This is a genomic window from Candidatus Solirubrobacter pratensis (assembly GCF_000425945.1).
GTDB classification, from domain to species: Bacteria; Actinomycetota; Thermoleophilia; order Solirubrobacterales; family Solirubrobacteraceae; genus Solirubrobacter; species Solirubrobacter pratensis.
This window is the reverse complement of record NZ_AUEK01000008.1, coordinates 535,677-551,081: the sequence shown is the minus strand read 5'-3', so window position 1 is coordinate 551,081 and position 15,405 is coordinate 535,677. Positions and strand designations below refer to the sequence as shown.

The following is a 15,405-nucleotide window of genomic DNA, read 5'->3' as shown; positions in this document are numbered from 1 at the left end:
GGTGGCCGACCGCACCGAGCTGAGGTCGATCCGGCGGACGAACCTGCGCGAGGAGGCGGTCTCCATGCTGCGCGCGGCGATCCTCGGCGGCGAGCTGGAGCCCGGGTCCATCCACTCCGCGGCGAGCCTGGCGGACCGCCTCGGTGTCTCGCCCACGCCGGTGCGCGAGGCGATGCTCGCGCTGGTCCTCTCGGGCCTCGTCGAGGTGCTGCCCAACCGCGGCTTCCGCGTGACGGTGATCGATGAAAACGACCTGGACGAGATCTGCGCGTTGCGCCTGATGCTCGAGGTCCCCGCCATCGCGCTGGCGGTCGAGCGCGCGTCTGACGCGAGCCTCAACGGGCTGCGGACGCGGCTGGCGGAGCTCGAGGACGCCGCGGCCAACAGCGACGTGTCGGCCTTCCTCGTCGCCGACCGCGCGTTCCACCTCGAGCTGCTCGCGCTCGCCGGCAACCGCCGGCTGGTGCGCATCGTCGCGGAGCTGCGCGACCAGACGCGGATCGTCGGACTGCAGTCCCTGGCCGCGGCGGAGACGCTCGAGGCCATTGCCGCCGAGCACCGCCCGATCCTCGAGGCGATCCAGGCCCGCGACGTGGCGGCCGCCCAGCGGAGCATGACGGTGCACCTCGAGCACACGCGTGGCGCCTGGGCGGGGCACGCAGAGGCCTGACCGCGGCGCCTCTAGCAAGCGACGCCGCGAATCGCATCAACGGGCAACGATGCCCTGAGAGGAAGACGAGCGCAGCGCCGCCCGCGCCGCGGCATCCCCGGGGACGCCGTGCACGGCGCCGCCCGGGAACGTCGACGCGCCGCCGAGGAAAAGGCCGTCGAGCGGCGTCTTGTACGGCGAGAGCGCCGGGACGGGGCGGAAGATCACCTGCCGCAGCCGGTAGCTTCCGCCGCCGACGTCGCCGTCGATCAGGTTCGCGTCGCGCGCCTGGAGGTCGCTCGGGCCCATGACGTGGCGGGCGAGGATGCGGTCGCGGAAGCCGGGCGCGTAGCGCTCGACCTGCGCCTCCATCCGCTCGGCGTGCGGCGCCCAGTCGGCGGCCGCCGGCCCGTGCGTATAGGCCCACGCGGTGTGCTTGCCCTCCGGCGCGCGCGTCGGATCGGCGACGGTCTGCTGGCCGAGGAGCAGGAACGGGCGCTCCGGCAGTGCGGTCTGCGACGTGGCGACGGTGGCGAGGAACTCGTCCTCGGACCCGCCGACGTGCACCGTTCCCGCGGTCCGGGCCTGCGCGTTGCGCCACGGGATCGGCCCGTCGAGCGCCCAGTCGAGCTTCATCGTGGCGGCGCCGACGCGGTAGCGCGAGATCCCCGCGCGGTACCACGCCGACAGCGCGTCGCCGGTCATCCGCAGCAGGTCCTGCGGCATCACGGTGGCGACGACGACGGGCGCGGTCAGCGCCTCCCCGCCGGCCACGCGCACGCCGGTGACGCGCCCGCCGGCCGACGTGATCGCCTCCACGCGCGCGCCCGTGCGGACCTCTCCGCCGCGGCTGCGCAGATAGGAGACGAGCGCGTCGGTGAGCGCCTGCGCACCGCCGCGCGGGCTCGGCCAGCCGACCGCGTGGCCGAGCAGGTTCAGATAGAACGCGGCGATCGCGCTGCCGGCGCGGCCGGGCGGCGTGTCGCCGTGCAGCGCGGCGCTGTAGAGCCACGCGCGCGAGCCGCCGTCGCTGAACAGCCGGCGCGCGAGCCCGGTCGCCGAGCCCGGCAGCAGGCGCGCGAAGTCGAGCAGCCGCAGCGGGCCCGCGCGCGCGAGCAGGTGCAGCGGGCCGCCGAGCGGCGGGAAGCCGGAGAGCATCGTGTCGCGCACGGCGGCGAAGTGGTGCAGGAACGGCCGGGCGAACCGCGCCCACGCCTCGCCGTCGCCGCGGTGCAGCGCGTCGAGCGAGTACGCGGTGCGGGCGAGGTCCGGGTAGAGCACCGCCGCAAGCCCGCCGGGCAGCACGTGGGCCGACGCGGCCTCGGGCTGGATCCACGCGAGCCCGTGCTCGTGCAGCGGCATGCGCCTCCACACCGGCGACGCAGCGCCGGCCGGGTAGACCGAGGAGAACGTGTCGTGCCTGAAGCCCGGCAGCGTCAGCTCCTCGGTGCGCACCGCGCCTCCGGGATGGGCGGCGGCCTCGAGCACGAGTACGGAGCGGCCCGCCTCGGCGACGCGGATCGCCGCGGCGAGGCCGTTCGGGCCGCTGCCGATGACGAGCGCGTCGGTCAAGCGACCGCCCGCGCGGGCCGGGTCGAGCGACTCGCGGTCGTGGATGTCGTGGTCATACGTGCCAGCATCGTCGGGAATCGGTCCATCCGGGCCTGGAGACGCCCGCGGGCCCGGTCCGGGACTTATCCTCCCAGGGGTCGGCTGCAGAGGAGGAGAGCCCGGATGAGCACGACGTCGATCGCGTCCTACGAGGAGGCCGTCGCCTCGCACGAGTGGCGCGTGCCCGAGCACTACAACATCGCCGAGGACGTCTGCGACAAGCATCCTCCGGACAAGCTCGCGATGATCCACGAGCACTTCGACGGCACGGTGCGCGAGGTCCACTGGGGCGAGCTGCAGGAGGCGTCGAACCGGTTCGCCCACGTCCTGCGCGCGCACGGGGTCGAGAAGGGCGACCGCGTCGCGATGCTGCTTCCGCCGACACCCGAGACCGCCGCCGCGTTCTTCGGCACGTGGAAGACGGGCGCGATCCTGCTCTCGATGTCGGTCCTCTACGGCGACGACGGCATCCGCCACCGCGTCAGCGACTCCCAGGCGAAGGTGCTCGTCACCAACGCGGCCAACAAGGACCGCGTCGATCCCTCGCTGGTCGAGCACGTCCTGCTGCTCGACGACGACCTGCTGGCCTCCGGGTCGCCCGAGTTCCAGCGCGAGGACACGCTGGCCGAGGACCCGGCGCAGCTCTACTACACGTCCGGCACGACCGGCCTCGCCAAGGGCATCGTGCACGCGCACCGGTACCTGCTCGCGCACGAGGAGTTCATCTACTGCCACGACGTGCGCGACGGCGAGCGCTTCCACGGCATGGGCGAGTGGGCATGGGCGGCGGGCATCGCGCCGCTGCTCGGGCCGTGGCGCTTCGGCGCGGTCCAGCTCGTGCTCCAGCGCCAGGGCGGCTTCGACCCGCATCAGCAGCTCGACTTCCTCTCGCGCCACGGCGCCACCAACGTGTTCACGACGCCGACCGCGATGCGCTCGATGATGACCATCGCCGACGCGGGCACGCGCTACCCGCAGAAGTTCCGCATCGTCTGCTCGGCCGGCGAGCCGCTGAACCCGGAGGCGATCCGCTGGTTCCGCGAGCAGTACGGGCTCACGGTGCTCGACTACTACGGCCTGACCGAGTCCTACCCGCTGGTCGCCAACTACCCGTTCATGGAGGTCCGCGAGGGCTCGATGGGGCGGCCGATGCCCGGCTGGGACGTGCAGATCCTCGACGAGGACGAGCACCCCGTGCCGCAGGGCGAGCGCGGCGAGATCTGCCTGCGGGCGCGCTCGAACCCGCACTATCCGCTCGGCTACTGGCGCAACGAGGAGGCGGCGAGGGAGACCTTCGGCGGCGAGTGGTTCCACACCAAGGACGCGGCCCGCTTCGACGAGGACGGCTACGTCTGGTACGAGGGCCGTGCCGACGACGTGATCATCGCGGCGGGCTACCGCATCGGCCCGTTCGAGGTCGAGTCGGCGTGCCTCGAGCACCCGGCCGTCAAGGAGGCGGCGGCGGTCGCGTCGCCCGACGAGCGCCGCGGGCACGTGGTCAAGGCGTTCATCGTGCTCGCCGAGGGCCACGCCGCGTCCGACGAGCTGGTGGGCGAGATCCAGGCGCACGTGCGCTCGCGGCTGTCGGCCTACGCGTACCCGCGCAGGATCGAGTTCGTCGAGGACCTGCCGAAGACGCTCACCGGGAAGATCCGGCGGATCGAGCTCCGCCAGCGCGAATTCGGCGACGCTCGCTAGGGCTCGCGTCGCCGGAGGCTCCGCGTACCTGCGGGATCGGCGAGTGGCAGACTCATAACCGTGCAGCACGTCCGTGCAAGGGTCGATCGCGCCTCGCGGGCGCGCTCGTCCTCGCGCGCGCTGCTGCCGCAGTGGGTCGCGCGGCTGATCGGGTTCGCCGCGCTCGGTTCGATCGGCGCGCTGGAGTGGCAGCGGCTCATCGCGGGGCTCGGCTCAGGCCGCGCGCTGCTGTGGGTCCTCGCGGCGCTGGCCGGCGCGGTGACCGTGGTCGCCGCGGGGCGGGCGCCGCTCGGCTGGCCGCGCGCGTTCGCCCTCACCGGCGCGGTCGCCGGCGCGCTGCTCGCCGGATACGTCGCGTCGCGCACGCCGCTCGCCTACCTGCGCCCGCGCAACTGGGACCAGCTCGTCTCCGGGCTGGCGACGGGATTGCAGGCGCTCGGCACGGTCAAGCTTCCGTACGGCAGCGTGGACCCGTGGCCCTCGATCGCGCTGCAGGTGCTCGGCGCCGAGCTGCTCGTGCTGGCCGCGCTGATCGCGTTCTGGCCCCGGTTGCCGCGCTCGGCGCTTGCCGCGGCGGAGGTCCAAGGCCCCTGGACGGGAACCTCGGGCGACGCGGCGAGCGTCGCCCGCTTTGCGCCGCCCGAGCGCGGCTATCCCTTCATCGCGCTCGCGGTGCTGCTGATCGTGATCGCCTCGCCGGTGGTCTCGCTCGGGGGCCGCAGCTCGCTCCTCCTGGGGCTCGCGATCGCCGGGCTGACGGTGTGCTTCCTGTGGCTCGAGCGGCTGCCGCTGCGCCCCGGGCTCGGGGTCGCGGCGCTGGTCGGCGTCGCGCTCGCGGGCGCGCTGCCGCTGGCTGCCGTCGCGGACCGCAACGAGGCGTGGTTCGACTACCGCGCCTTCGCCGAGAGCCTCGGCCCGGACGATCCGGTGCGCTTCGACTGGACGCAGAGCTACGGGCCGATCGTCTGGCCGCGCAACGGCAACGAGGTGCTGCGGGTGAAGTCGCGGGATCCGCTGTACTGGAAGACGCGCGACCTCGACGACTTCGACGGCGTCGCCTGGGACGTGCGCACCGATCCCACGCCGGCTCAGCACAACGGCGACCAGTCGTGGGAGGCCGACGTGCCGGAGGACTTCCGCGACCGGCCCGCGTGGACGAGCACGATCGAGGTCAGCGTCCGGCGCATGCGCACGACGACGGTCGTCGGCGCCGGGACGATCATCGGCATCAAGGACGCGTCGCGCGACGTGCGGCCCGGGCTCGCGTCCGGTACCTGGGACGCTCCCGGCGGGCTGCGCCGCGGCGACTCCTACACGGCCGAGGTCCATGCGCCCGATCCCGAGCCGGCCGAGCTCGCGCAGGCCTCGTCGGTCGGCTCGTCGGCCGAGCGCAGCCTGCGCATCCCGCTGCTGCCAGGCCGCAAGCTGCCGGGCGGGCGGCTGGACGAACGCATCCGCTCCGGCGTCGCGCAGTTCCCGCCCTTCGGCTCGATCGGCTCGCCGTCGGTCGACTTTCCCGGCACCTACATGTCCGAGCAGTACGACGTCGACGCCGTCATGCGGCGCTCGTACTACGCCGCCACGTGGCAGCTCGCCAAGCGGCTCAAGCGCGGCACCGTGCAGCCCTACGACTACATCCGCAACGTCGACCGCTACCTGCACCGGCCGGAGTTCCGCTACTCCGAGCATCCGCCGGCCACGCCGGCAGGCCGCGCGCCGCTGGACTACTTCCTGACCACCTCGCACGAGGGCTACTGCCAGCACTACGCGGGCGCGATGGCGCTGCTGCTGCGGATGGGCGGCATCCCGGCGCGGGTGGCGACCGGCTTCAGCCCCGGCGGCTACTCGACGCGCAAGAAGGCGTGGATCGTGCGCGACACCGACGCGCACGCGTGGGTGGAGGCGTGGTTCGACCGCTACGGCTGGGTCACGCTCGACCCGACGCCCGACGCGACGCCGGCGCGCTCGCAGATCGCCGCGCTGACGGCTCCGCCCTCGGCGGCGCCGCTCGCACCCGACCGCGCGACGCCGGGTCCCGGCGGCGGCACGGGACCGGGCGCCGACAGCTCGGGCCGCGTGCGGCCGGACCTGCTGCTCGAGAACCAGAGCGGCGGCTCGGGGGGCGGGCTGGACGAGGGCAGCGTGCCGCGGTGGCTGTGGGGAGCCGGGATCGGCGTCCTGCTCGGCGCGCTCGCCGTCTTCGTGGCGCTGCTCCGGCGCCCGCGGGGAGCGGTGCCCGAGCTCGAGGACGCCCTGCGCCGGCTGGGCCGCCCGATCAGCACCGGCACGACGCTGCACCAGCTCGAGCGCCGGATCGGCAGCCACTCACCGGAGGCCGCGGGCTACCTGCGCGCGCTCACGGCGGGGCGCTATGCGCCGGTCCCGGCGGCGCCGACCCGCGCCGGCCGCCGCGCGCTGCGCCGCGCCCTCGCGCAGGGGCTCGGACCGGCCGGCCGGCTGCGCGCGCTGTGGGCGCTGCCGCCGCGATTGCGCGCGCGCTGAGCGGGCTCAGCCGGAGAGCGGGAGCGTCGCCACCACGACCGTGCCGCGGCCCGGCGGGCTCACGATCCGAAGGCGGCCCTCCAGCGCGGTGACCCGGTCCTGCATCCCGACCATCCCCGACCCCGTGGCGCTCGCGCCGCCGATCCCGTCGTCGCGGACCTCCACGCGCAGCGCGCCGTCCTCGACCGTGACGGTCACCCAGGCCTGGCTCGCCTGCGCGTGCTTGGAGACGTTGGTCAGCGCCTCGGCGACGAGGAAGTAGGCGGTGGCCTCGACCGAGGCGGCGAAGCGCGCCGACGGGACCTCGAGCGCGACGGGCACCGACGCGCGCGAGGCGAGCGCGTTGAGCCCCGCGCGCAGCCCGCCGTGCGTGAGATCGGCCGGGAGGATGCCGTGCGAGAGCTCGCGCAGCTCCCGCATCGCGGCCTGCGCCTCCTCGATCGCCTCCTCGACTGCCGGCGTGGCGGTGGACGACTCGCGGCGAAGCGTCTCGAGCGTGAGCTTGAGGATGATCAGCGTGTGCACGAGGCGCTGCTGGGCGCCGTCGTGCAGGTCCCGCACCACCTGCCGCCGCTGCTCGTCCGCCGCCTCCACGATCCGCGCGCGTGACGCGAAGAGCTCCTCGCGCGTCGCCGCGTGCGACACGGCCGTCGCGATCAGGTCGGCGAAGCGCGCCAGCCGCCGCTCGGTCCCGGGTGGCAGCGGGTCTTGCGACGACGTCCCCGCGATCAGCGCGCCCCAGACGCGGCCCTCGACGAGCACGGGCGCGCCGACCTCGGAGTGGACGCCGACGTGGCGGATCACCTCGGCGAGCGCCCCGGACGCGTCGGCGTAGCTGTCCATGCGCGCCGGCTCGCCGGTGTCGCGCACGAGCACGTTGACGCTCTCGCCGTCCAGCGGCAGCCGCGTCCCCGCGGGGACGTGCTCGCCGCGCGGGCTCCAGCCCGCCACGGTCAGGCTGAACCCGTCGGGGATGAAGCGGACGAGGTTGACGCTGCACGCCTCGAGCACGCGGCCGGTCTCCTCGCAGACGCCGTCGAAGACCACCTGCGGGTCGGCGCCGTCGGCCACCATCGTCGCCAGTCGCTGGAGCGCCGCCCGCTCGTCGGCGAGGCGGCGCAGGTCGGCGTGGGCCTGCGTGTTCGAGATCGCGGTCGCCACGAGCGCGGTGAACTGGTTCAGGTGGCTCTCCGCGTCGGGCGGCAGCGGCATCCGCTGGTCGGCGCAGGCGCACACCGAGCCCCAGAGCCGGCCGTCGACGACGATCGGCGCTCCGACCCCCGCGCGGAATCCGGCGCGCAGCGCGGCCTCGCCGAGCACACCGGGGACGTCCGCGTAGTCCTCCACCCGTGCGGGCCGGCCCGTCCTGCGCACCAACGAGGCCGCGGTCGGGCCGTCGAGCGGCCAGTTGGTACCGGGTTGGAACGGGTGGTTGCCGGTGGCGCCGGCGACCGTCGCCGTGCCGTCCGGCTCATAGCGGTACATCCCGATGAGCGGCAGGTTGAGCACCTCGGCGGCCTCGCGCGCGACGGCGGCGAACACGTCATCGGGCGTGGCGCCCTCCGCGACGAGCGTCGCCACCCGCAGCAGTGCGGCCTGCTCGTCGGCGAGCCGGCGCAGCTCCTCGCGCGCCTGGCTGTTGGAGATCGCGGTCGCCACGAGCTCCGTGAAGCCGGCGAGCCGCTCTTCGATGTGGTCGGGCAGCGGCCGGTCCCCCGCCGGGGAGGCGGCGATCACGCCCCACACGCGGCCGTCTACGACGATCGGGGCGCCGGCCACCGCGAGGACGCCGAACGGGCGGGTCGCGGCGGCGATCGGACTGCGCAGCTCGGCGACGTCATCGACCCGCGCGGGCCGGCCCGACCGCAGGACGCGCGCGACCAGCGATTCCTCGCCGAGCGGCCACCGCGTGCCGGCGCGCAGCGGGTGCGGCCGCTCGCCCCACGCCCCGACGACGGTGACGGCGTCGTCGGCGTCGTAGCGGAACGTCGCCACCAAGGGAAGCCGCAGGACGTGGGCGACCTCCTCGGCGATCGCCGCGAACACCTGCGCCGGCGGCGCGCCGCCGGCGGCGAGCGCCGCCACCCGGCGCAGCGAGGCCTGCTCCTCCACGAGGATCGCCTCATGCCCGTCGGGCATCGGGCGCGCTTGCACTGCCATCAAGCCCGGGTGCCGAACCGGATCACTCATTCGACGATAGCCCGCAGATCCGGCATGGACGTGAGAGACGCCGGATCCGGTGTGGAGTCACGCCCGCCGAACGCCGGCCCGCCGGAGAGCCTCGATGCTGGGGTAGCCGTCGATCGCCATCAACAGGTCCAGCTCGGCGAGGATCGCGCCCAGCTGGTGGACGACGCCGTCGGTCCCACCCACGGCGAGCGCGTAGGCATACGGCCTGCCGACGCCGACCGCGGTCGCGCCCATGGCGAGCGCCTTCGCGAGGTCCGAGCCGCTGCGCACGCCGGAGTCGAAGATCACCGGCATGTCGCCGGCGGCCGCGACGACGTCGGGCAGCAGGTCGATCGCCGCGAGCCCGCCGTTGGCCTGGCGGCCGCCGTGGTTGGAGCAATAGATCGCGTCCATGCCGTGATCGAGCGCGCGGCGCGCGTCGTCGGGATGGCAGATGCCCTTGAGCGCGATCGGCAGCTCCGTCAGCGAGCGCAGCCAGTCGAGGTCGTCCCACCGCAGCGACTGGCCCCAGATGCGCATCCACTCGCGCGCCGCCGCGTCGCGGTCCTCGCGCGGCGACGCGGCGAGCCGGCGCAGGAACGTCTCGTCGGTGAAGTAGTTCTCGAGGCAGTAGCCGCGCAGCTGCGGGAAGCTCGCGGCGTTGAGGTCGCGCGGCCGCCAGCCCGGCGTCCACGTGTCGAGCGTGACGACGATCGCCCTGAAGCCGGCCTGCTCGGCGCGGTGCACGAGGCTCGCCGCGAGGTCGCGGTCGCGCGGCGTGTAGAGCTGGAAGAACCCCGGCGTCTCGCCGAAGCGCGCGGCGACCGCCTCCATCGGATCCATCGTCAGCGTGGACGCGATCATCGGCACGCCGGTCCGCGCCGCCGCCTCGGCGACGTGCAGGTCGCCATGGAAGTCCTGGGCGCAGAGGCCGATCACGCCGACCGGGGACATCAGCAGCGGCGTCTGCAGGTCGATGCCCATCAGCTCGACCGACAGGTCGCGCTCATAGGCCCCGTTGAGCATCCGCGGGACGATGCCGTACTTCTGGAACGCGCTGACGTTGAGGCGCTGGGTGTACTCGTCCCCGCAGCCGCCGGCGACGTAGGAGTGCACCCACCAGGGCAGCGTCTCGGCGGCCTTGCGCTCGAGCGAGGCGAAGTCCACCGGGTACTTCGGGATCCGGCCTTCGAGCCCGTCGAGGTAGATGTCGAGCTGGAGATCGCCGAACTGACGCGCCGGTACGCGCGGTCGAGGAGGTTCGGGCAGCGCCATGTGGCCGACGGTAGGCGCCCCTCGCGTACGCGCCACGCACCCGATGGACGGCGAGAACCGATCCTTCGTCCGGTCGGCCGCCGGCGCCTCTCAGCGGACCGCGACGCCGAGCTCGCCGCGGACGCCGGTGAGCGACGTCCGCGCCCATCCGGCGACGTCGCCGACGCGATCGCGCACGAGCGCCGGCAGCAGTTCTCCGAACAGGGCGGGCGCGAGGCGCAGGGTGAGCGCTCCGGCGGCGCCGGCCGGCGCGGGCCGCAGCGGCGCCCGGGCCGCGGCCGGGAGGTCGGCGCGCGGGTCGGTGGAGAGCACGAGCGTGCGCCCGTAGACGCCGGCGCGTCCCGCGAGCCGGCCGTTCTGGACGATCGTGTAGGCGCCGTCGCGGGCGTGGTCGATGCGCACGTCGGCGACGCCGGTGAAGCGGATCAGGCCCGAGAGCGCGTCCAGGCGCGCCAGCTTGGTGGACCAGTCGCCGGGATCGCGGGGCGTGGCGCGGACGGTGAAGACGCGCAGGTCCGGTGTCGTGATCGTGGCGTCGGGGCCGAGATCGGAGAGGTCCGGGCGCAGGAAGCCCGGCGCGCGGTCGAGCACGTCGAGCGCGGAGAGCAGGCCGGCCGCGCGCAGGAACGCGAGCGTCTGCGCGGGGGAGCGGACGGCGGCGACGATCGGCCCGGAGCCCTGCATGCGCGGGACCGCGGTGCCGGCCGGCACGGGCAGGTCGGAGAGCGCGACCCCTGATGGGTCGGCGGCGACCTTGAACGGGAGCACCACCCGTTCCCCGCGGCTGACGAGGACGGCCGCGCCGGCCCGCAGCGAGCGCCCCCAGCGCGTGGCGGCGGCCTCCGGCGAGCGGCCGGCCAGCAGCGCGTGGGCATCGAACGCGACCCGCGCGCTGGAGCGCGGGAGGCCGGTGAAGCGGCGGTCGAAGGCGGCGCGGGCGCCGTCGGCGGGCGTCACGGGCGCCGGCCCGACGACGACCGTCCCACCGCGCTTGACCGCGCCCGGCGGCGCCGGCGCGCGGGTGATCGCCGCGAGCCACATCCTCCCGCCGTCGAGCGCGATCGCCATCCTGGAGCCGACGAGCGGCTGCACCTGCGCGGCGGTCAACGTCGACCCTGGCAGCCGCGGAACGAGCTGCGCCGCGGCGATCGCGATCGACGGGACGTCGGTGTCGAGGTCGAGGACGACGTCCGCGCCCGGCGGCATGAACGCCAGCGGCTCGATCCCGGTCGGCACGCGCGGCGCCGGCGGAGCGGTGTCCTTGCCGCCGCGCAGCAGCAGCACCAGCGCCACGGCGGCCGCGACCAGCACCGGCGCGGCGATCAGCAGCGCGCGCCGCCGCCGCGCCACGCTCATGCGAACAGCGGGTCGTAGTCCTCGGAGAGCTGTGCGCGCACGTAGGCGAGGTCGTCGGGCACGGCCTCCCCGAGCGTACTGAGCACGGCGCCCGCGTAGCCCGCCATCTCCGCCTCGGTGACGCCGTCGCCGCCGGCGCGGGCACGGGCGCGGGCGAGGAACTCGTCCTTGGAGAAGCGCTGCGGGCCCTCGCCGGAGCGGGTGAGCGCCTCGCGCAGCTCCCGCGGCAGGTGGTGGGCGAGGGTCCGCCGCTCGCGCCCGGAGATGCGCTCCCCCAGCGCGGCCAGCGTGCCCTGGGTCAGCAGCTCCGCCTCCTCCCACGGCAGCCCCGCGCGGTCGGCGACGCGCTCGACGATCTCCTCGGCCGGCATCCCGCGCACGCGCCTCCCCGGCCACCACGCCGCCTCGCCGAACAGCGAGGTGAGCGCCGGGACGAGCAGCGAACGCACGATGAAGGTGTCGAGCAGCACGCCGGCGGCCATCACGAACGCGAACTCGCGGAACGAGCGCAGCGGGATGGCGACGAGCAGCGCGAAGCTCGCGGCCAGCGCGATGCCCGCGACGGTGACGGCCTTGGCGGCGGCCGGCGTCGCCACCGCGATCGCCTCGCGCAGCCGCATCCAGCGCGCCTCCTCCCAGATGCGGCCGGCGACGAACACGTTGTAGTCCGAGCCGAGCGCCACGAGCAGCACGGCGGCGGCGAACGGGACGTAGTAGGTGAGGTCGTCGTGGCCGAGGACGTCCTGGAAGACGAACGTCGTGACGCCGAGGCTCGCGGCAAGGCCGAGGACGCTGACCCCGACGAGGTACAGCGGCGCGATCACGGCGCGCAGGAACAGCATCAGCAGCAGCAGGTTGACGGCGATCGCGACGATGCCGATGCGCCGCAGGTCGTGCAGGACGCCCTCGACGGTCGCCTGCGCGAGCGCCGTCTCGCCGCCGACGCCGGTGCGGGGCGCGCCGAGGCCGCTCTGCCGCAGCAGCGCGGGGAGGCGCGACTGCAGCGCCTGGAGCTTGTCGATCGCCGGCGCGCCGAGCGGGTCGGAGTCGAAGACCACCGCGAGGCGGGCGGCGTTCCCGTCGCGCGTGACGAGGATCGGCGGGGCCGGGGGAGGAGGCTGCCGGGTCGGCCCGATCACGGCGGCGACGCCGGGTTGTGCGCGGACGAGAGCCTCGAGCTTCGCGAGCTCCGGCCGGCGCGTCGCGATCTCGGGCTGCTCGAGGTCGATCTCCGTCGGCGAGAGCACGCCGGGCGCGAAGCCGTCGCTCGCCGCCGTCGCCGCCTCGCGCACGACGTTGCCGGGCGGGAGCGCGCTGATGAAGCCGAGGCCGAGCTGTGTGCGGCTCGCGCCGGTGGCGAGGATCGCCAGGGCGGCGATGCAGGCGACCCCGATCGGCAGCGCGACGGGGCGCGCGGACGCGATGCGGGCGATGATCAGGCGCCAGTGGCTGGTCTGCGCGATGCCGGCGAGCTCGCGCGTGCGGCTCAGCGCTGTGCGCGGGCGGGTGAAGGCCAGCAGGCGGGCGGCGCGCCCCGGGCGGTCGGCGGTGATGCCGCGGCGCGCGCGCTCGATCGTGCGCGCGTCGGTGTCCTGCCTCGGGTCCGGGCCGTTGGCGCCGCGGCGCCTGAGGTCGCCGCCGTAGAGGCGGGCGCCGAAGAGGGCCAGCAGCGCGGGGACGAGCGTGATCGAGACCGCGAGCGCGATCAGCGTCGTGAGCGCGAGACCCGGCCCGAAGGCGCGGAAGAAGCCGAGCTTGCCGACCACGAGCGCGCCGGTGCCGGCGGCGACGATCAGGCCGGCCGTGAAGACGATCGGGGCGGTACGGCGGGTCGCCGCGAGCGCCGCCTGGCGGCGGTCCTGTCCCCGGCGCAGGCGCCTGCGCGTCTCGGAGAGGAAGAAGACCGAATAGTCGGTCACGAGGCCGAGCAGCAGCACGACGATGATCGGCTCGACCTCGGCGGGCACGTCGGCGCCGGCCTTCTGCCCGGCCCACGGCAGGACGCGGATCGCGATCAGGTAGGCGATCGCGGCGGCGAAGAGGGTCACGAGCGGCGCGCCGAGCGAGCGGAACGCGAGTGCGGTGATGATCAGGACGAGCGCGATGCTGGCCGCCTCGACGATCGGCAGCGCGCGCTGGATCTCCTCGTACTGCGCGAGCCGCGCGGGCGCGGCGCCGGTGGTGCCGACGACGTGCTCGCCGCCGAGGTAGCGCCGCGCGTAGCGGTCGGCCATGTCGCGGCGCTCGTCGAGGCCGGCGGCGTCGCTGAAGAAGAGGTAGGAGAGCGCGGTCGTCGCCCGGTCGCCGGGGGCGAGCGGGGAGGTCGCCGCGTCGCTCACCGGCAGGACGGCCCGCAGGTTGGGGAGGTCCTCGGCGCGGTGGTCGCGCACGGCCAGCGCGGCTCTCGCGGCGCGCTCCTGCGTCGCCTGCGGAAGCCCGCCCGGCGCGCGCTGGACGACGACGGTGTCGGTGTAGAGCGGGAAGCCGAACATGCGCGTCGCGCGCTGCTGCTCCTGCGCGGCGCCGCCGCCCTGCGACACGAGGTCGTCGAGCGGCGCGCTGCCGGTGGCCCCGAGCGGGGGGAGGTGGATCGTCACGAGCACCGCGGCCGCGATCCACGCAACGGGGATCACGGCGCGCAGGCTCACGACCAGGCGGGCGAAGACGCGCATCGTCCCGGTAGATCCCCGCGTCTTCGGGCGGACAAACGGGGCGACCGCGCCCGCCGATCAGTCTGCGGCGAGCGCGGGCTTCGCGGCGACGAGCGTCCGGCGCCGCGGGCCGATCAGCGCGGCGAGCACCCCGAGCACCGAGAGGCCGACGCCGAACCACAGCGCGGCGGTGAAGCCGTCGGCGAACTCCTGCGGCGTGCCGTACGAGCCCTTGTGCGCGAAGACGGCGGCGAGGACGGCGACGCCGAAGACGCCGCCGAGCTCGCGCATCGCGCTGTTGGTCCCCGACGCGACGCCCGCCTCGCCCGGCGGGACCGAGCCCATGACCGCGTTCGAGACGGTCGGGAACGTCATCGAGGTGCCGATGCCCGCGACGGTCAGCGCGACGCCCAGCTCCGCGTAGCCCACGTCCGGCCCAGCGATCGCGGCGACCCAGGCGAGGCCGGCCGCCTGCAGGGCGAGGCCGAGCGCCATGAAGAGGCGGTTGCCGTAGCGGTCGGCGAGCGCTCCCGCCAGCGGCGCGACGAGCATCGGCGTCGCGGTCCAGGGCAGCAGGCGCACGCCGGTCTCGAGCGGCGAGTGCCCGAGCGCCGTCTGGAAGAACTGCGACATCAGGAACAGCGCGCCGAACAGCGCGGCGGCGAGGAAGAAGCCGACCGCGTTGGCGCTGGCGAACGTGCGGTCGCGGAAGAGGGAGAGCGGCAGCATCGGCGTCGGCGTGCGCCGCTCCCAGGCGACGAAGCCGGCGAGGATCGCGAGCCCTGCGGCGAGGCATCCCAGGACCTCGGCGCTGCCCCATCCGGCCGCGTTCGCGCGCACGAGTCCCCACGCGATCGCGAGCAGGCCGGTGCCGGCCAGCGCGAGTCCGGGCACGTCGAGCTGCGGCCGCGGCCCGAAGCTCTCGGTCAGCTTGGCGAGCGCGAGCGGGATCAGCGCGAGGCCGACCGGGACGTTGATCCAGAAGATCCAATGCCAGCCGACGCCGTCGACGACGGCGCCGCCGACGACCGGCCCCGCCGCGACGGCGAGACCGGTGATGCCGCCCCACAGGCCGATCGCGGCGCCGCGCTTGTGCACCGGGAAGGCTTCGCTGAGGAGCGTCAGCGTGAGCGGCATGACGACGGCGGCCGCGGCGCCTTGGACGGCGCGGGCGGCGATCAGCGCGCCGACGCTCGGCGACAGCGCGGCGGCCGCCGAGGCGAGCGTGAAGCCGGCGAGCCCGAAGGCGAAGGTCCGCTTGCGTCCGAAGCGGTCGCCGAGCGCGGCGCCGCTGAGCAAGAAGCACGCGAACGCGAGGTTGTAGGCGTTCACCGTCCACTCCAGGTCGGACAGGCTGGCGCCGAGATCGGCGCGCAGGGCGGGCAGCGCGGTGGTCACGACGAGCGTGTCCAGCGCGGTCATGAAGACGCCGAGTCCGGTGATGATCAGCGTCCAGGTCTGGCGGTGCGGGGTCATGCCCGTACGTCGCCGGTG

At 75.0% G+C, this 15,405-nt stretch carries 9 protein-coding genes; 3 read left to right on the top strand and 6 right to left on the bottom strand.

Annotation, left to right across the window (positions count from 1 at the left end; genetic code table 11):
- Position 1: 1 nt before the first annotated feature.
- Positions 2-670 carry a GntR family transcriptional regulator gene (locus H958_RS0113230; RefSeq protein WP_196807335.1) on the top strand — a complete coding sequence of 223 codons (669 nt, stop codon included), beginning with the start codon at positions 2-4 and terminating at the stop codon, positions 668-670.
- A 36-nt stretch (positions 671-706) separates the two neighbouring features.
- On the opposite strand, the gene H958_RS0113225 is transcribed toward H958_RS0113230, so the two are convergent.
- A complete protein-coding gene (locus tag H958_RS0113225; RefSeq protein WP_028059018.1) occupies positions 707-2,221 on the bottom strand; it encodes a phytoene desaturase family protein in 1,515 nt (504 codons plus the stop codon).
- A gap of 162 nt (positions 2,222-2,383) precedes the next feature.
- Here H958_RS0113225 and H958_RS0113220 point away from each other — a divergent pair, with 162 nt between their 5' ends.
- Together H958_RS0113220 and H958_RS0113215 are read left to right on the top strand one after the other, a co-directional pair.
- A complete protein-coding gene (locus H958_RS0113220) occupies positions 2,384-3,958 on the top strand; it encodes an acyl-CoA synthetase (RefSeq protein WP_028059017.1) in 1,575 nt (524 codons plus the stop codon).
- A gap of 60 nt (positions 3,959-4,018) precedes the next feature.
- A complete protein-coding gene (locus H958_RS0113215) occupies positions 4,019-6,460 on the top strand; it encodes a transglutaminase-like domain-containing protein (RefSeq protein ID WP_028059016.1) in 2,442 nt (813 codons plus the stop codon).
- Between the two features lie 6 nt (positions 6,461-6,466).
- On the opposite strand, the gene H958_RS0113210 is transcribed toward H958_RS0113215, so the two are convergent.
- The 5 genes from H958_RS0113210 to H958_RS0113190 all read right to left on the bottom strand — a co-directional run bounded on the left by H958_RS0113210 (position 6,467) and on the right by H958_RS0113190 (position 15,387).
- Entirely contained in the window at positions 6,467-8,599 is a 2,133-nt protein-coding gene (locus tag H958_RS0113210) for a sensor histidine kinase (protein ID WP_196807334.1), read from the bottom strand.
- A 108-nt stretch (positions 8,600-8,707) separates the two neighbouring features.
- Positions 8,708-9,904, bottom strand: coding sequence for an alpha-hydroxy-acid oxidizing protein (locus H958_RS0113205; RefSeq protein WP_051324193.1), 1,197 nt, complete (start codon positions 9,902-9,904; stop codon positions 8,708-8,710).
- Positions 9,905-9,994: 90 nt separating this feature from the next.
- Positions 9,995-11,260, bottom strand: coding sequence for a hypothetical protein (locus tag H958_RS37020; RefSeq protein WP_156027959.1), 1,266 nt, complete (start codon positions 11,258-11,260; stop codon positions 9,995-9,997).
- Positions 11,257-13,932: an MMPL family transporter gene (locus H958_RS37015; RefSeq protein WP_051324192.1), complete on the bottom strand. Its 2,676-nt coding sequence runs from the start codon at positions 13,930-13,932 to the stop codon at positions 11,257-11,259. Before H958_RS37015 ends, H958_RS37020 begins: the two co-directional genes overlap by 4 nt.
- Before the next feature lie 57 nt (positions 13,933-13,989).
- Positions 13,990-15,387: an MFS transporter gene (locus H958_RS0113190; protein ID WP_028059013.1), complete on the bottom strand. Its 1,398-nt coding sequence runs from the start codon at positions 15,385-15,387 to the stop codon at positions 13,990-13,992.
- Positions 15,388-15,405: the final 18 nt, after the last annotated feature.

Excerpts from the sequence above, each read along its gene's own strand:
- H958_RS0113220 (WP_028059017.1), top strand. The coding sequence starts at position 2,384 with ATGAGCACGACGTCGATCGCGTCCTACGAGGAGGCCGTCGCCTCGCAC.
- H958_RS0113210 (WP_196807334.1), bottom strand. The coding sequence starts at position 8,599 with ATGCCCGACGGGCATGAGGCGATCCTCGTGGAGGAGCAGGCCTCGCTG.
- H958_RS0113205 (WP_051324193.1), bottom strand. The coding sequence starts at position 9,904 with ATGGCGCTGCCCGAACCTCCTCGACCGCGCGTACCGGCGCGTCAGTTC.
- H958_RS37020 (WP_156027959.1), bottom strand. The coding sequence starts at position 11,260 with ATGAGCGTGGCGCGGCGGCGGCGCGCGCTGCTGATCGCCGCGCCGGTG.
- H958_RS37015 (WP_051324192.1), bottom strand. The coding sequence starts at position 13,932 with ATGCGCGTCTTCGCCCGCCTGGTCGTGAGCCTGCGCGCCGTGATCCCC.
- H958_RS0113190 (WP_028059013.1), bottom strand. The coding sequence starts at position 15,387 with ATGACCCCGCACCGCCAGACCTGGACGCTGATCATCACCGGACTCGGC.